Consider the following 20,593-nt stretch of genomic DNA (forward strand, 5'->3'; position numbering starts at 1 on the left):
CTCAGGCGTCCGGCTGCGCCGGGCAGGTGTACAGGTGCACGATGGCCTGCTTGATGTAGCGCTCGACCGAGGTGACCGAGACACCCATGCGCAAGGCGATCTCGCCATGCGCCAGCCCTTCGAGGCGCCGCAGCAGGAAGGCTTCGCGCACCTTGGGCTGCAGGCCGTCGAGCCACCGGTCGAGCGTTTCGATGGCCTCGCGCACCAGCGCGTAGGTTTCAGCGGAAGGCGCCAGTTCATCCGGCTGGGCCGCGAGCGCATCGAGCCACGCGCGCTCCAACTCGCGCCGGCGCCAGAAGTTGTAGAGCACGCGCTGCGCCAGCGTGGTCAGGTAGGCACGCGGCTCCTGGATGGCCTCGGCCTGGCCACCGGTGATGACGCGCACGAAGGTGTCCTGCGTCAGGTCCGCGGCCGTGTGGCCGTCGCCGAGACGGCGGCGCAACCAGCCCTGCAGCCAGCCGCGGTGCTCGCGGTAAAGCGCGTCGATCGGGGCAGCCGCAGCGGGGGGAGACATGGAACCTGAGTGCAAGATGAGAATTACTCGCATTCTAGACGGGGCCTGCCGCCCCCTCTTCCTGGGACCGAAACGGGGACGGCCCGCCCAGAAACAGGCAAGAAACTTTGCGGCCCGCCGGGCCCGAGCACGCCCGCTCTACCCCGAAAGTACGACAACCCCGTGACCATCGATTCCGCGTATTCGCAGGATCAGGCAAGAACCTTGTTCGATCCGGATACCGCCCCGAGCCCCATCGGCACGAAACTTCTCTCCATGCCCGGCGCGCCCCTTGCGCCATGGTTCACCGACCCGCACGAGGAGTTTTGTATGAACGCAATCAAGGAAACAGTCGTCCTCATCACCGGCGCGAGCAGCGGCATCGGCGAAGCCACCGCGCGGCTGCTGGCGCGGCGCGGCGCCAGCGTGGTGCTCGGTGCGCGGCGCACCGACCGGCTCGAAGCACTCGCGGCCGAGATCAACGCCACCGGCGGCACAGCGAGCTTTCAGCGGCTCGACGTGACGCACCGGCCCGACATGGAAGCCTTCGCCGAGTTCGCACTCGAGACGCACGACCACATCGACGTGCTGGTCAACGCCGCGGGCGTGATGCCGCTGTCGCCGCTGTGGAACCGCAAGATCGAAGAGTGGGAACTCATGATCGACGTGAACCTGCGCGGCGTGCTGCTCGGCATTGCGGCCGTGCTGCCGGCGATGCAGGAGCAGGGCTGGGGCCACATCGTCAATGTGGCGCCGGTAGCAGTGCAAGGCCTGTCGGCGGACTCGGCCGTGTACCACGGCACGCAGTACGCGGTGAACGCGATCTCCGAAGGGCTGCGGCAAGAGCACGAAGGGCGCCTGCATGTCACGGTGGTGAGCCCCGACGTGGCCGGTGCCAGCGACCCGCTGGCCGAGCGGCTCGCGGCCAGCTACTCCATGGAGCGCATGCGCACGCGGCGGCGCCTTGCGGAGCCTGCCGACGCCGTTGCACGTTCGATCGCCGGGGCGATCGAGGGCTACGGCATTGCGGGAATGGCGCGGCGCCCCGCCGCAAGGCCACGGTCGACCGCGCACGCGTGGTGATCGGCGTCTCCGGCCCCGCGGCCGCGTCAGTAGCTCCTGTAGGGCAGGAACTTGCCCGACAGCACCACGTTGACGCGGTCGCCCTTCGGGTCGGGCTGGCGCTGGATGTCCATGCTGAAGTCGATGGCGCTCATGATCCCGTCGCCGAACTCTTCGTGGATCAGCTCCTTGATGGTGGTGCCGTACACGCTCACCACCTCGTACCAGCGGTAGATGAGCGGATCGGTCGGCACCGGCGTGGGCAGCGAGCCCTTGTAGGGCACGACCTGCAGCCACTTCTGCTCTTCGGGCGTGAGGTCGAAAATTTTGCCGATGACCTTCGCCTGCTTCGCGTCGAGCGTCATCTGGCCCAGGCAGGCGGCGGTGGTCCATTCTTTGGAGAGGCCGACCTTCTTGGCCACGTCGGCCCACTGGATGCCCTTGGACACTTTCACGGTGATGATTTTTTCGGTGACGTCGTTGCGGTTCATGCGGCGGATTCCTTGAGATGGATGGATGCAGACGGGCAAGCAACAGGCATGCCCGTTGCATTGCTCCCTCCCCTTCTGGGGGAGGGTTGGGGTGGGGGCTAGCGGCGCATCAACCGCAGCAGCTTTGCGAAGGCCGCGTGCCCCCATCCCAGCCTTCCCCCGGAAGGGGAAGGAGCAAGACAGGGTGTCAGCGTTCCCAGCGGAACTTGCGCTCGGCCTCCGCGATAGCCTGGTCATTGATGCTCGCAAACCGCTTCTGCATCAACCCGTTCTCCGCAAACTCCCAGTTCTCGTTGCCATGGCTGCGAAACCACTGCCCCGCCGCGTCGTGCCATTCGTACTCGAAGCGCACCGCGATGCGGTTGCCCATGAAGGCCCACAACTGCTTCTTCAACCGGTAGTCGTGCTCGCGCTCCCACTTGCGCGCAAGGAACGCCACCACCTGCTCGCGGCCGTTGACGAAGTCAGAACGATTGCGCCATTCGGTATCGGGCGTGTAGGCCAGGCTCACGCGCACCGGGTCGCGCGTGTTCCAGGCATCTTCGGCCGCCTGGACTTTCTTCGTGGCGGATTCAAGGGTGAAGGGCGGCAGCGGCGGGCGGGATTCCATGGCGGTCTTTCTGCAAGGGATGAAGTGGTGAAGGCCCGCAATGTGCCACGAGTAGACAGACCTGTCTACATGCCTACAATCGCCGCATGGACATCTCCGCATTGCCCGCACGCGAGCGCATCCTGCTCACCGCGCACGACCTCTTCTATGCCGACGGCATCCGCGCCACCGGCATCGACCGCGTGATCGCCGCATCGGGCGTTACCAAGGTCACCTTCTACCGGCACTTCCCCTCGAAGGACGATCTGGTGCGTGCCTTCCTCGACCATCGGCACGGCCTGTGGATGGCGTGGTTCGTCGATGCGCTGGGACGTCGCGGCGCGCATGAACGCAGCGGCGACAAAAGCGCCCTGCTGCTGCTTGCCGACGTCATGGCCGAGTGGTTCGCCGACCCTGCATTCCGCGGCTGCGCGTTCATCAACTCGACAGCCGAGATCGGTGCCAGCGTGGAAGGCGCCGCGCAACGCGCACGCGAGCACAAGCGCGAGATGGTGGAAGTCATCGCGGGCCTGCTGCCCGCCGCCACACCCGCCCGCATGGCGCTGGCACAGACGGCCGCGCTCGGCGTCGACGGCGCCATCGTCAAGGCGCAGATGGGCGATGCAACGCTGGCACGCGAAGCCGTCGACGACCTGCGCCGGTTGCTTCAGGCGCTGGGCACCAGCGTCGTCGCTTCACGACCGTCAGCCTGAGCGGCTCGGATTCAGCAGAGAGCAACCAGGAGCGTTCGATACCATCGACCCCCGCTACTTTCATCGACAGCAACAGATGGTTTCTCCGCGTCTCCCCTCGACCCAGGGCCTGCAGGCCTTCGAGGCGGTCGCTCGGCTGCGCAGCGTGAACCTTGCGGCCGAAGAGCTGAACGTGACGCCCAGCGCGGTCAGCCACCGCATCCGCCAGCTCGAATCGCAACTGGCGCTGAAGTTCTTCACCGGCAGCGACTTCAGCCTGAGCACCGACGGCATGGCCTACCTGGCCCGCGTGCGCGAAGCCATTGCGGCACTGCAGCAAGTGCCCGGCCGCGAACCCGAATCGCAGGTGCGGCGGCTGCGCGTAGCCGTCACACCCACCTTCTCGCGCCAGATGCTGCTGCCCCGGCTGGCCCGCTTTCGCGATGCCTACCCGAACATCGAGCTGATGCTGCAGGTGACCGCACCGGTGCGCAACACCACGGTCGAAGAGGCCGACATCGAGCTGCGCTTCGGCACCGGCCCCTTTCACGACCGCGAGTCTTTCCAGTTGCTGGCCGATGAGGTCTCGCCCGTCTGCAGCCCCGCCTACCTGCAACGCCACGGCCCCTTCGACGGCTTTGCCACCGACGCCGAGGTCTCGCGCGCGCAACTGCTGCGCACGCCGCTGGAGTCGTGGCGCACCTGGTTCAAGGCCTGCGGCGTGGGCCTGCCGGAACCCGCCACCGGCCACCAGTTCAACGACCTCGGGCTGGCGCTCGATGCGGCGGCCGAAGACTTCGGCGTGGTGCTGATGCACCTGCGGCTGGGCAGCGCCTGGCTGGACAGCGGGCGCCTCGTGCGGCTGTCGCCGCGCAGCGTGCCCTCGCCCAACGCCTACTTTCTTTGCTGGCGACCGGGCGCGATGGAGCGCTGGGAATGCGCCACCTTCGTCGAGTGGCTGCGCCTGGCCCTGCGCGACTGAGCCGAACGCGGCGCACACGCCCGGCCTGAATTATTTTCAGATGCGAGCGCAGGTCTTTTCAGATCGCGCCGCGAAACGCCTGCCGATAATGACCGGTTGCCCCGCGCCAACCCACAAAGACAACCAAGGAGACTCCCCGTGTCCGACCTTTCCAAGATCACCAGCATCGAAGACCTGCGGGTGATCGCCAAGCGGCGTGTGCCCAAGATGTTCTACGACTACGCCGACTCCGGCGCATGGACCGAGGGCACCTACCGCGCCAACGAGAGCGACTTCCAGAAGATCAAGCTGCGCCAGCGCGTGGCCGTGAACATGGAAGGCCGCTCCACCCGCACCACCATGGTCGGCCAGGAAACCGCCATGCCCGTGGCCATCGCGCCCACGGGCCTCACCGGCATGCAGCACGCCGACGGCGAGATCCTCGGCGCCCGCGCAGCCAAAGCCTTCGGCATTCCGTTCACGCTCTCGACCATGAGCATCTGCTCGCTCGAAGACATCGCCGAGAACACCGACCGCCACCCCTTCTGGTTCCAGCTCTACGTGATGAAGGACCGCGACTTCATCGAGCGCCTGATCGAACGCGCCAAGGCCGCCAACGTCACCGCCCTGCAGCTCACGCTCGACCTGCAGATCCTTGGCCAGCGCCACAAGGACATCAAGAACGGCCTGACCGCGCCGCCCAAGCCCACTCTGAAGAACCTCATCAACCTGGCGACCAAGCCGCGCTGGTGCATGGGCATGCTGGGCACCAAGCGCCGCACCTTCGGCAACATCGCGGGCCATGCCAAAGGCGTGAAAGACCTGTCGTCGCTGTCGTCGTGGACGGCCGAGCAGTTCGACCCGGCCCTGAGCTGGGCCGACGTGGAATGGATCAAGAAGCTCTGGGGCGGCAAGCTCATCCTCAAGGGCATCATGGACGTGGAAGACGCGCGCCTGGCCGCGTCCAGCGGTGCCGATGCGCTCATCGTGTCCAACCACGGCGGCCGCCAGCTCGACGGCGCGCCCTCTTCCATCGCGGCCCTGCCCGCCATCGCCGAAGCCGTCGGCAGCGAGATCGAAGTGTGGATGGACGGCGGCATCCGCAGCGGGCAAGACGTGCTCAAGGCCCGCGCACTGGGCGCACGCGGCACCATGATCGGCCGCAGCTTTCTCTACGGCCTGGGCGCCCACGGGCAAGAGGGCGTGACGCGCGCGCTGCAGCTCATCCACAAAGAGCTGGACATCACGATGGCCTTCTGCGGCCACACGAACATCGACACCGTCGATTCGAGCATCCTGCTGCCGGGCACCTTCTAAGCCAACGGGCACAGGCAGACAAGGCCCCTTCGGGGGTAGGCTGATGCGGCGCCGGCTGACACGGCGCGGCCACGTGCAGGCGCAGAATGTTTTGGCAACAACAACATCGCCTGCACGGCGGCAAAGGCACCATGAGCGCAGTCACGCCTACCCATGGAGGCCCGACGGCTTCCTCTTCTTCGTCCCCACCGCACTACACGGCCGAAGAAAAGCGCCACCGTGTCTTCGCGATCATGGCGGCCTCTTCAGGCAACCTGGTCGAGTGGTTCGACTTCTACGTGTATGCCTTCTCGGCGCTGTACTTCGCGCCGGCGTTCTTTCCCAAGTCGGACCCCACCGCGCAGCTGCTCAACACCGCCGGCGTGTTCGCGGCCGGCTTCCTCATGCGACCCATCGGCGGCTGGCTCTTCGGCCGCGTGGCCGACCGGCTCGGGCGCAAGACCTCGATGCTGATCTCCGTCACCATGATGTGCGGCGGCTCCCTCGTCATCGCCTGCCTGCCGACCTACGCGCAGATCGGTGCGTGGGCGCCCTTCTTGCTGCTGGTGTGCCGGCTCTTCCAGGGCCTGTCGGTCGGTGGCGAATACGGCACCACCGCCACCTACATGAGCGAGGTGGCGCTGAAGGGCCAACGCGGCTTCTTCTCGTCGTTCCAGTACGTCACGCTGATCGGCGGACAACTGCTCGCAGTGCTCGTCATCGTGGCGCTCGAACAGCTCCTTACCGAGGCCGAACTCAAGGCCTGGGGCTGGCGCATTCCCTTCGTGATCGGCGCCATCGCCGCCGTGGTCGCGCTGCTGCTGCGCCGCACGCTGCATGAAACCCAAAGCGCCGAAGCCAAGGCCAACAAAGAAGCCGGCAGCATGGCCGGCCTGTTCAAGCACCACACGCCCGCCTTTCTGACGGTGCTCGGCTACACCGCCGGCGGCTCGCTGATCTTCTACACCTTCACCACCTACATGCAGAAGTACCTGGTGAACACCGTGCACCTGCCGATCAAGACCGCCAGCTACGTGATGACCGGCGCGCTGTTCGTGTACATGTGCATGCAGCCGGTGTTCGGCGCACTGTCGGACCGCATCGGGCGGCGCAACAACATGCTGCTGTTCGGTGGGCTCGGCACGCTGGCGACCGTGCCGATTTTGACCGCGCTGCAGTACACGACGAGCCCGGTGATGGCCTTCGTGCTCATCATCGTCGCGCTGGCCATCGTGAGCTTCTACACCTCGATCAGCGGCATCGTGAAGGCCGAGATGTTTCCGCCCGAAGTGCGCGCGCTGGGCGTGGGCCTCGCGTACGCAGTGGCGAATGCGATCTTCGGCGGTTCGGCGGAATACGTGGCGCTGGGGCTCAAGTCACTGGGGCACGAGTCGGTGTTCTTCTGGTACGTGAGCGGGATGATGGTGATCGCGTTCCTGGTGAGCTTGCGGCTGCCGAGGCAGGCGAGTTACTTGCATCACGATCATTGAAGGCGACGGTGCTGTGCTCATGCCTGCTTGTTGAATCGCAGGTATCCGCGTGGCTATACTGCGCCCGTCACGCCAACGCGTGATCGGGATTGGCGTCCCGTTGAAATCACTGCGACGCAAGCCGCAGCCACCCCGCAGGGTCTGCGGCTTTGTCGTTCGTGCCACCATTTTTTTGGCGGCTCGATGGGCGGGCGCGAGCCCGGCCGGTTTCACGCAAGTGGTTTCCCGGTACGCCAACCCGTCGAGCTGCCGCCCTCAATTGGCGTTGGGTGCGGCGGTTTCTGCAAACCGAAACCCTTGGAGGTCATTCATGACCAAAGCCGCTCGCGCGTCCGCGCACGTCCCCTCGCTCCTCGAATCTTCTGAAGCCGCCAGCGCCGAATCGCTCGCGCTGCAGGCTTGCGATGACATCGACAGCCTTCACGTTGTGCGGCGTGCATACGCGTGCCTCGAAAAGCTCATCGCTCCGCAGCACGTGAACGACACGGAAGAGGTCTGCCCGACGCGCACTGAACTCGGTGCGCTGGTGCGGCTGGTGAATGAGGAACTGCAGCGGCGGATCGAAATGGTCGATGCCACGATTCAGTCGTTGCTTGTGGTGCTTGGTGAAAGCGGTGCGCAATGAAACGCGGGCGAGCAGTCGTCGAATCAGCTCGAACGAGTTGACCAGTCGTTGGCGCCCAAGGAGACTATTGCGATGAAAGCTCTTCTTCGCCATGCCCTCAGTGCAGCGCTCGTTCTCGCGTCCGCGTCAGCCATCGCCGGGGGCGCCATGGAGAGTTCAAGCAGCCGCCCGGATCTGTTCTTTGCATGGCTCTCGTCCACGGACGAAAGCGAACCGGTCGTCGTCAACTTCGACAAGCGCGCAGACGCTCGCCGGTTGACCGAGCATTGCAAGAGCGGGCTGCCCGTCTACAGCTTTCCGCAGAACGCCCGGTTCACCTGCAAGGTAGCGCCGCCTGCGGCCGACAGTCCGGACAGTTGGAGAACGGCCGAAGTCACCGTGAAAGGCCCGGTCCCGAAGTCGAACGCACTGCGGTTCGGCGTGTTTTCCTTGAAGCCCACGCGAACCACTCGCTGGAACACCAGAGCGATCACGCCTGAAGAGCATGCGGCGCTGAAGGCCTTGATCGATGCGGACAAGCCTCGCCTGCGCGTGCCTGCGAAGCAGTTGAAGCTTGCCGAGGCAACGGCGGTTTCTGCTTCGGACGAAGGACGAACCACCATCGTCGTGCCAGGCAACGTGGTGCGGGATGACCCCGGCCAGTACTACGCGCAACGCCACTATGTCTTTGTGAAGGAAGAGGGGGTGTACGCCTATCGGGGAATGATTCCGGCCAAGCCTGCGAAGTACTTCGATCTCGATGGTGGGGACTTGCCTGACATGCTGGTCGAGGAGGACTGTGATGGGTGGTGTGTTTCCTTGTGGAGCGTTTCAAAGGGCGTTCGCAAGGTCGCGGCGTTTGGCGGGCACTGAGAGGGGCGAAGACGCGCGGTAGATGATTGCCATCGCTTATTCCTCATCCCCACGCGCATACCGCCACTGCCGCGTTCTTCCCGATCTTGGGAATCTCTGTTCAGCGCTTGAGCGACTTTGGCCGACGAGTGTTTCGCCCAATCAAAAGCTTGATTCCTACCGCGATCAAGAGGGCATCGATTCCCAGGACAGCACTTTTGCCAGCAACCCCTGATTCCGTGATTCGATCCAGACTGCTCCAGCTGAGCGGCCTCCCAGTGCTCGCCAGCGGAACGGAACCAGTCTGGATAGACATCACATGTATCGCGTGAAGGGCTGACATACCGATCACGACCAAGGCAGAAGCAGCTTTTTCTCTCTGTATCAGTGGTTTGACTTCTTTGCCGTCGTCGGAGCAAACGAGAGTCTGACCCCGACTTTCTTCGGGCGGGAGCCATCTTCCTAGAAATCAATGTCTTGGAGAAATCGGGGGCAGGTCACAGGCTTGGCAACTGTCGTCGATACTACCGTTCGCAATAACCTCGCCCTGCGGCGGCGACGCCGTTGACGCACGAGATTGTCGTTCAGCCCAAACGACAACGGAACCGAGGCGCCTGGTTCGGCTCATGTCGTCAGAACCTGCGCCTTGAACGCTGCGCTGTGACGGCGGTGTTGCTCCGGATTGACGTCCGTCGCGACCCAGTCAACTTGGATGGACAGCATGGCCTCCGGCTTGGCCTCAGATCTCAGAGGCTGCAGCCTGTTGATGAGTTACTCAGCCCTACTCAGATTCTGACCGCAGTTCTGGCAACTGCGTCGCACGAATCCCGCATAGATCGAGAATCGCCCGACCTTGCCTTGGTAAACCACCGGTGTTCCGCAACGAGGGCAAGAGATTTTCATAAGTCCATAGGACCCGATCACGATCCACAAGAAGAACAAGATCATGAGCGGGAATTGAGATTTTGTTTCAGCTGCGGCAACGGCGATTCCCAAACCGACGGCGACGAAAACGGTTGCCGCAACGACGAACTTCGATCGCGGGGACAAGCTCACTTGACTCCTCCGATTTTGTTAAACAACCACTCAAACCCATCTCGAAGGCCCACTGTGCCCGTCCGAGCATTAGTCAGCGAGCCCCCAAGCCTGCCGGCAAGCCCAACCGAAGCTCCAGAAAATTCTCCCGTCTTGCGATCTGTCATCCAGGTCCCACTCCCAATAAGGCAGGAGCCGTTGTAGTTCTTGGTCTTGCCAGAAACGTTGGACAGATCCCCCGGCACATACCCCAACTGAGCGCTCAGACCGACGTTTGCACCGGCTCCCATCCCACCAGATACCACGATGCCAATATCGAAGGGCTTATTGCTAACGTAGATTCCCAAACTGCCCTCACCTCCTCCGCCTAGAACCAGTGAGCCCCCGCCAGTCAGGGTCAATGTCGCAAGCCCATAGGAATCAGCAAGGCTGAGAGGATTTGCATTCACATACCCGAATCGACTCCATCCTCCATCGAGCCCAATCGGATCCGGCTGGCTATACCGCCCCGTCCTCGCGTCATAGCTACGGAAGTAGTTGTAGAACAGCCCCGACTCCTCATCCGCATACTGCCCCGGATACCTCAGGTTGAACTTCACCTCCGATAGGTTCGTGCTGCCCGGATTCGGTGTCGTCTCCGGATTTGCGAACCGGTTCCTCGCCAGCGTCGGCTTGTCTTCCCCGAACGCGCTGTAGCTCCACTGCCAGACCGCTTGCCCGTCCGCATTCGTCAGCTTGCGCGGCGTGTTCAGGTGATCGCTGTGCACCGCAAACGTGTTGCCGTTGACGATGGCCACAATCGGCATCGGCCCGTTGGCCGTGGACAGGTAGATGTACTGGCTCTGCCCCGCACTGTTCGTGCCCCCGCTGCCCACCTCTGCGATCAACGTGCCCTGCTCGTCGTACACATACGCGTAGCCCAGTTGTTCAGCTTGGCTTGTGCTCGGGCTCCACAACTTGGTGAAGAACGCAATCAGGCTCTGCATGAACCCCGGATCGGCCGTATTGCCCTGGTTCGGTGGATACAGTGGCTCGGTCTTGAACACCCGCTGCCCCAGCGCGTTGTGCGCGTAGCGCGTGGTTGGGCTGACATCGGTGGCGCCTGTGGTCGATGCACCGAGGCGCCCTTCGGCGTCGTAGGTGTAGCTGCGCAGGCCATCGCTCACGAGGTCGCCGTTGGCGTTGTAGCCGTAGGTGACGCTGGTGTTGCTCGCGCCGTTGATGCTCTGGGTGAAGCCTGTCAGTTGGTTGCTCGATGCGCCCACCGTGTACGTGCGGTTGGTGCTCAGTCCGTTGACGGCCCGGGTGCTGCTGCTTCGGTTGCCGTTGGTGTCGTAACCGAAGCCTGCGGTGTTGCCCGTGGCGTTGAAGCTGGTGATGCGCCCAACGTTGTTGTAGCCCACGCTCCATGTCTGCGGCGCCAGGGAGATGGTGCTGTGCGTCGGGTCGGTGTCTCCGGGCTGGTACAGGTTCTGCGTCAAGCTCGTGATGCGGCCTGCGGCGTCGTAGACGTAGCTGCTGAACTCGGTGGTGGTCAGGCGACCTGCGGTGTCGTAGACACGATAGGCCGCGAGGCTCGGACTCGCGAAGGCCCAAGTCCAGGCGATGGGCTGGCCCAGCGGGTTCCAGGCGACGTTGGTGATGAGCGGCGTGCCGTTCAGGCTCAGGCCCGAGAGTCGGCCCGTGCTGTCGTACTGATGAGTGAGCGTCGGGCCGTTGGGGTAGATGAGCGCCGCCATCGTGCCGTTGGCGTTGTACTCGTACTTGACCTGCTGCACGCTGCCATTGGCCAGCGTTTGGCGCTTGCGGATCACGCGGCCGAAGGTATCACGCAAGTACTCGGTGGTGCCGCTGCGATCGACGATCTCGGAGAGGTAGCCCTTGCTGTTGGCGTCGAGGTCGTAGCGCAGGGTGGTGGTCTTGCCGTCGGCGAAGACCAGGCTTGTGGGGCGGCCCAGTGCATCGCGGGTGATGGTCGTGGCCTGGCCCAGGGCGTCGGTGATCTGGCTGGGCAGGCCCAGGTTGTCGTACTGGGTGCTGGCGCTGCCCACGTCAGCACTGGCTTCGGTGGTGGCGTTGCCTTGGGCGTCTCGGGTGTAGGCGGTGGTGACGCCCTTGAAGTCCTTGGCTTCGGTGACGGCGTCCAGGGCGTTGTACTTCAGCGTGGCTGTTGCGTTGGCTGCATCGGTCACGGCCTTGACCCGCCGCAGGTCGTCCAGAGCGTACTGAGTGCTCTCGTTGAGGCCGTTGATCTGGGTGATCAAGTCGCCATTGGCGTCGTAGCCAAAGCTGTTGGTCCGATTCGGGCCTTCGGTCTTGGAGGACAACCGATTAATGTTGTTGACCGTGCGAGCAACACTCCAGGCGACATTGCCGGCGCTGTCCTTGATCTGCTCAGCGGTGCGGTTGCCTATGCCGTCGAGGGTGTAGCTGTCGCTCTCACCTCGGTTGTTGCTCCATCCTGTTAGGCGGTGGGCCGCGTCGTAGTTGTAGGTCAGCACAAGGCCAGTGGGCAGCGTCACGGTCTCGACGGTGCCGAAGGGCTTGTAGGTGAGTGTTGTGGTCTGTCCGCCGACGGTCTGGGTCAGCAGACGATCACGGGCATCGTAGGTGTAGGTGGTGAGGAGGCCGTTGGGAGCGGTAGTGCTGACGACGCGATTGGCGATGTCATAGGTGTAGCTGGTGACGTGGCCCAGGGCATTGGTGGATGTGAGAGCGTTGCCTCGGGGGTCGTAGGTGTAGCTAGTGATCGCGCCATTGGGCTCGGTGGCAGTCTCGACGAGCTGCCGAGCGTTGTAGGTCCACTGCCAGAGCTGTGCCTTGTTGGCAGCGGTGTCGGTGATGGTCTTAGACAATACGTTGCCAGCTGCGTCGTAGGTGTAAGCAGTACTACGCCCGGCCTCAGTGATGAGAATGGGCAGCGAAAAACTGGGATGCCACTGGGTCGTGACGAATTGCCTCTCGGGGGCACCACCGCCGCGCCAAACTACAGTCGGGAGATGTCGAACCGTGTCCACGGTTATTCTGGTCATCACGCCTTTGAAGTCGGTCTCGTCCGTGAGAGAGCCATCGGAGCCTTGCCCGCGGACGCGTGCATCTGGCTTACCTTCACCCGAAGGTAGGCTACTGGATATGACCACCAACTTCTCTGCTATACGGGAGTATTGGTAGGTACGAACCGTGCCCAGCGGATCCGTGACGGAAGGATCTCCATAAGTTGGCCATCCACTGCGCGGATAAGTGACCTGATAGCGTGCGACTCCGCCGGCCAGTTCGCTGGCAACGGCTCGGCCCTGATCGTCATAACTGAATGTTCCCCATCGACCTCCTGTCTCATCGACGACGCCGGTGAGTGCCTGCGTGTAGCCAGGGTTTTCGTAGAGGAAACTGCGCGTCTTGCCGTCGGGGTAGATGACCATCGACAGGCGCCCAGACGAGTCGTAGGTATAGCCAATCACTCGACCGTCGGGTGTCGTGACTGCAGCGAGCTTGTCATTGGCGTAGGCGAAAGTGAGTGCCCGACCAAATGCATTGGTGACAGTAGCCAGTTGCCCCGAAGAGTTGTATGTGTAGGCCTCCGCCCAGCCGTTGCGGGCTACAGCGGTCTGTAGCTTTCCATCAGCAGTGAAGTTGTATGTTCGGCCTTCGTCCGCGCGAGACCAACTCCACGAACCGTCATCAGCGGATATAAGCTTGTCGGCACTGCCTTCAATACTCCACGGGACGGTCGTGCTGGCCCTCGAGAAAGTTCGGCGATAACCATCCGACAGCACGATGGTCACAGATAGCGGAGCGCTGCTTGGAAACGCGGTGAGTGCCGTGCCGTAGTTGTGGCTCCAACTCTGACCCAATCCCCGAGAAGATCGAGTAAGGTCATACGCCCAATTGCTGCGGTACGTGCGCACCAGACGTAGCGCGGCAGGACCATCATCGGCCCAATCTATCTCTCTACGATGTTTTTCAGCCGTAGCCGGAAAAATAGGATTGGGTGTTTCCAATCCATCAGGACTAGCGGCCGCCGCGCCGTCTGAACGACAAATTTGCTCAGGCTGAGTTAGGGGCGGCTCTATTGGCTCTGGCGGAGCTGAAGTGCAGAAAGTACGGGAGGCGTCCTCGACGAAACCAGGATTGCAAGCGCAAGCGCCAACTACGGGAGTCGTCCCCGCTGCGCAGAAGACGGAATACTCCGGATACAGAGTCTCGTAGGCGATCATGAGCTGCCCACCCGCCGGCCCCCCGGGACCATAAAAGAAATGGCCACAATTCATGCCTGGAGCCCACGGGCGCCAAGGCAGTGGGCCCACCGGGGTTAGAGATGCATAAGGTCTTCCCGGAATCGATTGGTTCTGCAACCACTGACAGCCTTCCTCAGGGCTAGAGAAGCGGGGCTCAGAGCGGCTGAAAAGCTCCCAATAGCCTAGATACTGATAAGTTAGGGGAACAGTAGCTCCGGCCGTCGAGGGTCCCGCAAGCAACAGGACAATTCCGAGGAGGGACGCTGTTCGCTCGAACAGTCCCCGAACTCTTGCAATGGAAAAAATCCCCCTCTTAGAGAGCTTCAACCGGAACGCGATAGCCAGTCGATAAAAGTAGGCCACGCGATCCGGAACCTCGAACCTGAAGTTCGACTTCGCCATGCTTTTCTCCTCCGCCGCCTCCGGCAGCACCCCAGTTGATCAGCCAATCACCCCCTCAGGTGACGCGCACCGCCAAGCAGCGCACTCCGTACAAGTTGTTTCAGATTAGCCGAAAGCCCGCGGACAGACAACGCCAGATCAATGGCGAGAGAGACTTCGACGAGCAGCTGAGTAGGGAAGTACGCGCTCCATCCGCGCATTCGTTGCAGAGATGAAACTCACCCAGCCCAAGCATCACCCTTCATGCAGGTCCAGCGATCACAGCCGGCCACAAGCAAGCCGTCAAAACCACCAACACCTACAACTCAAATATCCGCCCCATGGCCACCCACTTCTCCCCTTCAGGCGTCCAAGGCGTAGGCGCCTGAAACTTCCACATCAGCGCTTCCCACTCCCGGATCTTCGGATCGCTCTGTGACGCAAGCGCCATCGCCTCCGCGTCATACCGCGCGTCATCCGTCTCCATCAGCATCACCATCCGCGTGCCGAGCCGATAGATCTCCATGCCCGTCACGCCATGCGCATGCAGATGCGCGCGCACTTCGGGCCAGATGTTGCGGTGATACGCCTCGTACTCCGCAATCAGCTTCGGGTCATCCTTCAGGTCCAGGGCAAGGCAGTGGCGCATGGGCAGCTCGTTCGTTCCAGTGAGAAGGGCGAAGAAGAAGAAGAAGAAGAAGAAGAAGAAGAAGAAGAAAAAGAAAAAGAAAGATCAGGTCAACGCCCGATCCAGATGCGTGTACCCGCCATCGACAAACACCCACTGCCCCGTCGTATGCGAGGCCTGCTCCGACAGCAGAAACACGACCGTGTTCGCAATCTCCTGCGGCGTCGTCATCCGCCGCCCCAGTGGAATCTTGTCGGTGATGGCTGCGAGCTTGCGGTCGGGTTCGTCAAAAGCCGATATCCAGCGCTGGTACAGCGGCGTCATCACCTCGGCCGGAATCACCGCGTTGACGCGCACGCCATCTTCCAGCAGCGACGCGGCCCACTCGCGCGTCAGCGACAGTTGCGCGCCCTTGGCGGCGGTGTAGCCGCTGGTGTTGCCCTGCCCCGTCACCGCGGTCTTCGACGAGATGTTGACGATGGCGCCCTTGCTGGCCTTCAGGTGCGGCAAACAGAAATGCGCCATCACATAGCAATGCACGAGGTTGCGCTCGAGCGATGCGACGAAAGCCTCGCGCCCCGCTTCGAGGCCCACGCTGTCGTTCACGCCCGCGTTGTTGACGAGCCCGTCGATGCGGCCGAACTCGGCGACGGTATTTTCGATGGCCTTGGCGCAAGCGCCCTCTTCCATCAGCTCGAATTGGATGAACAGCGCGCGCGGCTGCAGTGCGCGCAGCTCTTCCTCAAAAGGCGCATCGAGCGGGTTCTTGCCGAAGATCACCGGCACCGCCCCTTCGCGCGCCAGCGTGAGCGAGATGGCCGCGCCGATGCCGCTGCCGCCGCCGGTCACGATCACCACCTTGTCTTTCAGATGCAGGTCCATGGTTGCGCAGCGCCTTTCCTTTTTTTGTCTGTTCCGTTCATCCCCGAAAGCGGTAGCGTTCGAGCGATTCGGGTTTCATGGTGATGGAAAAGCCCGCGCCCTTCGGCGGCATGTACGCCGCGCCGCGGATCTCGCAGGGCTCGACGAAGTGTTCGTGCAGGTGATCGACGTACTCGATCACACGGCCTTCGCGCGTGCCGCTGATGCAGAGGTAGTCGATCATCGACAGGTGCTGCACGTACTCGCACAGGCCCACGCCGCCGGCGTGCGGGCACACGGGCAGCTTGTACTTCGCGGCCATGAGCATCACCGCCAAAATCTCGTTCACCCCACCGAGCCGGCACGCATCGATCTGCACCACGTCGATGGCGCCGCGCATGATGAACTGCTTGAACATGATGCGGTTCTGGCACATCTCGCCGGTGGCCACCTTCACCACGGGCGCAATGCCTTCGCGGATCTTGCGATGGCCTTCCACGTCATCGGGGCTGGTCGGCTCTTCGATGAACCAGGGCTTGGCAAAGGCCAGTTGCCGCACCCAGTCGATGGCCTGGTCGACCTCCCAGACCTGGTTGGCATCGATCATCAAATGGCGATCGGGCCCGAGCACTTCGCGCGCCACGGTCAGGCGGCGAATGTCGTCCTGCAGGTCGCGCCCCACCTTGAGCTTGATGTGGTTGAAGCCCGCATCGACCGCTTCTTGCGCCAGCCGCCGCAGCTTCTCGTCAGAGTAGCCAAGCCAGCCGGCCGAGGTGGTGTAGCAGGGGTAGCCCTCGGCCTGCAGCGTGGCAACACGCCCGGCCTTGCCGACAGCCGCATCGCGCAACAACGCGAGCGCTTCTTCGGGCGTGATGCAGTCGGTGATATAGCGAAAGTCGATGCAGCGCACCAGCGCTTCGGGGCTCATGTCGGCCACCAGTTGCCACACGGGCTTGCTTTCGGACTTGGCCCACAGGTCCCACATCGCATTGACGACCGCACCGGTGGCCAGGTGGATCGCGCCCTTGTCGGGGCCGATCCATCGCAACTGGCTGTCGGAGGTGATGTGTCGCCAGAAGCGGCCCATGTCCTGCGCCACCCATTGCAGATCGAGCCCCACGACCAGATGGCGCATGGCCTCGATGGCCGCGCAGCAGATCTCGTTGCCACGGCCGATGGTGAAGGTCAGGCCGTGGCCTTCGAGGCCGGGCTGGTCGGTTTCGAGCACGACGTACGCCGCGGAGTAATCCGGGTCGGGGTTCATCGCGTCGGAGCCGTCGAGCTGCTGCGAAGTGGGAAAGCGCACGTCGAGGACGCGCATCGATCGAACGATGGTCATGAGGTCTTCGGGCCTTCCTGAAAAGAATCAGTCGTACAGCACGGCCGCGATCTTGGGGTCGGCGATGTTGGTCTTGTCGTACCAGAAGAAGCCGGTGTCGACGATCTTGGGCAGCTTCTCGCCCTTGATCGCCTTCACGGCCATCTCCACGGTCTTGTAGCCCATGCCCACGGGGTTCTGCGTGATGGCGCCGGCCATGCTGCCGTCAAGAATCGCGTTCTTCTGCTGCTTGCCAGAGTCGTAGCCGATGATCACGACCTTGCCGTTGCGCTTCATCTCCCGCACGCCGTTGACCACGCCGATGGCGGAACCTTCGTTGGCACCGAAGATGCCCTTGAGGTTGGGCGAGGCCTGCAATATCGACTTGGTGATCTCGGTCGACTTGAGCTGGTCGCCGCCGCCGTACTGCACGCTCACGATCTTGATGTTCGGGTAGGTCGACTTGATGCGGTTGACGAAACCATCGCGCCGGTCCACGCCGGTGCGGCTGGTCTGGTCGTGCACCACCAGCGCGACTTCGCCGCTCTTGCCGATCAGCTCGGCCATCTTGTCGGCGGCCAGTGCAGCGGCTGCCTTGTTGTCGGTCGTGGTGGTGGTGACGGGAATGTCGCTGTCCACACCCGAGTCGAACGCCACCACGGGAATCTTCGCGGCCTGCGCCTTCTTCAGCAGCGGAATGGCGGCCTGGCTGTCGAGCGCCGCGAAGCCGATGGCCTGCGGCTTCTTGGCCAACGCAGCGGAGAGCATGTCGATCTGCTTGTCGACCATCGCTTCGGTCTCGGGGCCTTCGAAGGTGACCTTGACCTTGAAGTCTTTGGCAGCCTGCTCGGCGCCCGACTTCACGGCCTGCCAGAACTGATGCTGGAAGCCCTTGGACACGAGCGGAATGTAGATCTCTTGCGCCTGCTGCGCGTGCGCCGCAAAGCCCGACAGGCCGATGAGGGCCGCACCCAAGGTGGTGGTGACTGCTCTTCTCTGGATCATGCGATGTCTCCTGTGGTTATGGAAATCGGTTCAGTGCTTGCTGTTGCCGCGGCGGCGCAGGATGTCTGCGTACACGGCAAGAATGATGATCACGCCGGTGATCACGGTCTGCCACTCCTGCGCCACCGAGAGAATGCGCAGGCCGTTGGTGAGCACGCTCATGATGAAGGCGCCGATGATCGTGCCGACGATGGTGCCGGTGCCGCCGCTGAGCGAGGTGCCGCCGATGACCACCGCCGCAATCGCATCGAGTTCGTAGCCCTGCCCCAATGCGGGCTGCGCCGAGTTCAGGCGCGACGCGATGAGCAAACCTGCAATGCCGCAGATGCCGCCGCTCACCGTGTAGACCACGACTTTCCAGAAGTCGGTGTTGACGCCCGACAAGCGCACCGCTTCTTCGTTGCTGCCAAGCGCGAAGGTGTAGCGCCCGAGGATGGTCTTGTTGAGGACGATGCTCGCCACAATCGCCACCACGAACAGGATGAGCACCGCGTTCGGAATCGGCAGCGACGGAATGAAGTAGCCGATCAGCGATTCTTGCGAGATGGCGGAAAAGTTGGGCGTGTCGTTGAAGTAGATCGGCTTGGTGCCCGAGATCACCAGCGACAGGCCCTTGAGCAACATCATCATGCCGAGCGTGGCGATGAAGGGCGGAATCTTCAGCTTGGCAATCAGCACGCCCGACACGAAGCCGGCCAGCGCGCCGAAAAGAATCGCGGCCGCAATGCCGAGCGCGAGCGGCATGCCCATGTAGGTAAGCACCACGCCGGCCATGACGGCGCAGAAGGTCATCAGCGTGCCCACCGACAGGTCGATGCCCGCCGTGATGATGACGAAGGTGCAGGCAATGGCCAGCACGCCGTTCACTGCGGTCGATTGAAGAATGCTCACGAGGTTGTCGGCCTGCAGGAACTGTGGTGACGCGAGGCTGAAGAACACCATCAGCACGATCAGGCTGGCAAAGGCCAGCATCTTCTGTCGCGTGGCCGGGCGAAAGAGCCGCGCCTTCAGCGAGAAGCCGGGCGATGCAGCGGTGGTGGTGGCGGTGGGGGTCGTCAAAGGGTGTCTCCAGTCGTCATCAGGGGGCGGTGGCGGCGGCGGCTTCGCGACGGGTGGCGAGCTGCATGATCTTTTCCTGCGAGGCTTCGCGCCCCGTCAGCTCGCCGGTGATGCGGCCTTCGCACATCACCAGCACGCGGTGGCTCATGCGCAATATCTCGGGCAGCTCCGACGAGATGATCACGATGGCCTTGCCCTGCTCGGCCAGCGCGTTGAGCAGGCGATAGATTTCTGCCTTGGCCCCCACGTCGATGCCGCGCGTGGGCTCATCGAAGAAGAGCACGCTGCAGTCGCGCAGCAGCCACTTGGCAATCACGATCTTCTGCTGGTTGCCGCCCGAGAGCAGCCGCACCTGCTGGTGCACCGAAGGCGTCTTGATGTTGAGCTGCTTCACATAGCGCTGGCCGGCCGCCTCGATGGCCGCCTGGTCGAGAAAGACGCCCATCGACACAAAGCGCTTCATGCTGGGCAGCGCGATGTTGGTTTCGACGTCCATGCCGGTGGCAAGGCCGAAGTGCTTGCGGTCTTCCGAGAGGTAGCCGATGCCGTGCGACACCGCGTCTTGCGGCGACTTGATCGACACCTTCTTGCCGCGCACGCGGACCTCGCCCGCGTCGATGGCATCGGCGCCGAACACGGCCCGCGCCAGCTCGGTGCGGCCCGCGCCCATGAGCCCGGCAAAGCCCAGGATCTCGCCCTTGCGCAGCACGAAGCTGGCGTTGCGCACCATCGATCCGCGCGTGATGCCGCGGGCCTCGAGCACGATCTCGTTGCCCGAGGTATCGGGAAAATCGTTCTCCACCTCGGTGAGCTGGCGCCCGACCATCATGGCGATGAGCGAATCCATCGGCGTGTCGGCCATCGGCACGGTGGCGATGTACTGGCCGTCGCGCATCACGGTCACGCGGTCGGCAATGCGTTTCAACTCGTCCATCTTGTGCGATATGTAGACCACGGCCACGCCCTGCGACTTGAGCTGGCCGATGATGCGGAACAGGTCGGCCACTTCTTCGTTGTTGAGTGCGGCAGTGGGCTCGTCCATGATGAGCACGCGCGAATCGAAAGACAGCGCCTTGGCGATCTCCACCATCTGCTGCTTGGCCACCGTGAGTTCGCCCACGGGCGTTTGCGGATCGAGCCGCAGGTTCATGCGCTCGAAGATGCGTTGGGTCTCGGCGCGCATGGCCTCTTCGTCGATGAACAGGCCCAAGCGCCCGCGCGGCTCGCGGCCGATGAAGATGTTCTGCGCCGCGCTCAGATGGTTCATCAGGTTCAGCTCCTGATGGATGATCCCGATGCCCAGCGCCTGCGCGGCGCGCGGGCTCGCGATGTCCACGGGCTGGCCGTCGAACGTCACATCGCCGGAGTCCTTGCTGTAGACGCCCGCGAGCACTTTCATCAGCGTGGACTTGCCGGCGCCGTTCTCGCCCATGAGGGCGTGCACCTCGCCGGGCAGCAGATCGAACTGCGCCTTGTCGAGCGCGCGCACGCCGGCAAAAGATTTGCAGAGGTCGCGGATGGTGACGATGGGTGGCATGGCG

Annotated in this window: 17 protein-coding genes; 7 read left to right on the forward strand and 10 right to left on the reverse strand. The window is 63.3% G+C overall.

Annotation, left to right across the window (positions count from 1 at the left end; translation table 11 throughout):
- Nucleotide 1: 1 nt before the first annotated feature.
- The gene (locus ACSFB7_RS20260) at nt 2-514 is read right to left on the reverse strand and encodes a sigma-70 family RNA polymerase sigma factor (RefSeq protein ID WP_435473279.1); all 513 of its coding nucleotides are present in this window, start codon (nt 512-514) and stop codon (nt 2-4) included.
- 309 nt (nt 515-823) lie between these two features.
- Between ACSFB7_RS20260 and ACSFB7_RS20265 the strand changes: the two genes are divergently transcribed.
- Complete coding sequence (locus tag ACSFB7_RS20265; protein WP_435473281.1) at nt 824-1,576, forward strand: SDR family oxidoreductase; 753 nt, start codon at nt 824-826, stop codon at nt 1,574-1,576.
- 26 nt (nt 1,577-1,602) lie between these two features.
- Here the strand turns inward: ACSFB7_RS20265 and cynS are convergent, their stop codons facing one another.
- Both cynS and ACSFB7_RS20275 read right to left on the reverse strand, forming a co-directional pair.
- Nucleotides 1,603-2,046 carry a cyanase gene (cynS, locus tag ACSFB7_RS20270; RefSeq protein ID WP_435473284.1) on the reverse strand — a complete coding sequence of 148 codons (444 nt, stop codon included), beginning with the start codon at nt 2,044-2,046 and terminating at the stop codon, nt 1,603-1,605.
- A gap of 187 nt (nt 2,047-2,233) precedes the next feature.
- Nucleotides 2,234-2,656: a nuclear transport factor 2 family protein gene (locus ACSFB7_RS20275; protein ID WP_435473286.1), complete on the reverse strand. Its 423-nt coding sequence runs from the start codon at nt 2,654-2,656 to the stop codon at nt 2,234-2,236.
- An 86-nt stretch (nt 2,657-2,742) separates the two neighbouring features.
- Here ACSFB7_RS20275 and ACSFB7_RS20280 point away from each other — a divergent pair, with 86 nt between their 5' ends.
- From ACSFB7_RS20280 to ACSFB7_RS20305, 6 genes are all read left to right on the forward strand, one after another.
- Entirely contained in the window at nt 2,743-3,348 is a 606-nt protein-coding gene (locus ACSFB7_RS20280; protein WP_435473288.1) for a TetR/AcrR family transcriptional regulator, read from the forward strand.
- Nucleotides 3,349-3,424: 76 nt separating this feature from the next.
- Complete coding sequence (locus ACSFB7_RS20285; protein ID WP_435473290.1) at nt 3,425-4,309, forward strand: LysR substrate-binding domain-containing protein; 885 nt, start codon at nt 3,425-3,427, stop codon at nt 4,307-4,309.
- A 138-nt stretch (nt 4,310-4,447) separates the two neighbouring features.
- Nucleotides 4,448-5,605 (forward strand): alpha-hydroxy acid oxidase, encoded by a 1,158-nt coding sequence (locus tag ACSFB7_RS20290; protein ID WP_435473292.1) that lies wholly within the window; start codon nt 4,448-4,450, stop codon nt 5,603-5,605.
- Between the two features lie 131 nt (nt 5,606-5,736).
- Nucleotides 5,737-7,074: an MFS family transporter gene (locus ACSFB7_RS20295; RefSeq protein ID WP_435473294.1), complete on the forward strand. Its 1,338-nt coding sequence runs from the start codon at nt 5,737-5,739 to the stop codon at nt 7,072-7,074.
- A 310-nt stretch (nt 7,075-7,384) separates the two neighbouring features.
- Nucleotides 7,385-7,699, forward strand: coding sequence for a hypothetical protein (locus tag ACSFB7_RS20300; protein ID WP_435473296.1), 315 nt, complete (start codon nt 7,385-7,387; stop codon nt 7,697-7,699).
- 72 nt (nt 7,700-7,771) lie between these two features.
- Complete coding sequence (locus tag ACSFB7_RS20305) at nt 7,772-8,551, forward strand: hypothetical protein (protein WP_435473298.1); 780 nt, start codon at nt 7,772-7,774, stop codon at nt 8,549-8,551.
- Nucleotides 8,552-9,582: 1,031 nt separating this feature from the next.
- On the opposite strand, the gene ACSFB7_RS20310 is transcribed toward ACSFB7_RS20305, so the two are convergent.
- From ACSFB7_RS20310 to ACSFB7_RS20340, 7 genes are all read right to left on the reverse strand, one after another.
- Nucleotides 9,583-14,202 carry an RHS repeat-associated core domain-containing protein gene (locus ACSFB7_RS20310; protein ID WP_435473300.1) on the reverse strand — a complete coding sequence of 1,540 codons (4,620 nt, stop codon included), beginning with the start codon at nt 14,200-14,202 and terminating at the stop codon, nt 9,583-9,585.
- 298 nt (nt 14,203-14,500) lie between these two features.
- On the reverse strand, nt 14,501-14,830 hold the full coding sequence (locus ACSFB7_RS20315) for an L-rhamnose mutarotase (RefSeq protein WP_435473302.1): 330 nt from the start codon (nt 14,828-14,830) through the stop codon (nt 14,501-14,503).
- An 84-nt stretch (nt 14,831-14,914) separates the two neighbouring features.
- On the reverse strand, nt 14,915-15,691 hold the full coding sequence (locus ACSFB7_RS20320; protein ID WP_435473304.1) for an SDR family oxidoreductase: 777 nt from the start codon (nt 15,689-15,691) through the stop codon (nt 14,915-14,917).
- Between the two features lie 37 nt (nt 15,692-15,728).
- Nucleotides 15,729-17,009, reverse strand: a complete 1,281-nt coding sequence (locus ACSFB7_RS20325; RefSeq protein ID WP_435473306.1) for an L-fuconate dehydratase — start codon at nt 17,007-17,009, stop codon at nt 15,729-15,731.
- A gap of 27 nt (nt 17,010-17,036) precedes the next feature.
- Nucleotides 17,037-17,993: an ABC transporter substrate-binding protein gene (locus ACSFB7_RS20330; RefSeq protein ID WP_435473308.1), complete on the reverse strand. Its 957-nt coding sequence runs from the start codon at nt 17,991-17,993 to the stop codon at nt 17,037-17,039.
- A gap of 30 nt (nt 17,994-18,023) precedes the next feature.
- A complete protein-coding gene (locus ACSFB7_RS20335; RefSeq protein ID WP_435473310.1) occupies nt 18,024-19,052 on the reverse strand; it encodes an ABC transporter permease in 1,029 nt (342 codons plus the stop codon).
- Nucleotides 19,053-19,071: 19 nt separating this feature from the next.
- A complete protein-coding gene (locus ACSFB7_RS20340) occupies nt 19,072-20,589 on the reverse strand; it encodes a sugar ABC transporter ATP-binding protein (protein WP_435473312.1) in 1,518 nt (505 codons plus the stop codon).
- Nucleotides 20,590-20,593: the final 4 nt, after the last annotated feature.

Source organism: Variovorax raffinosi (genome assembly GCF_051216615.1).
Classification (GTDB): Bacteria; Pseudomonadota; Gammaproteobacteria; order Burkholderiales; family Burkholderiaceae_C; genus Variovorax.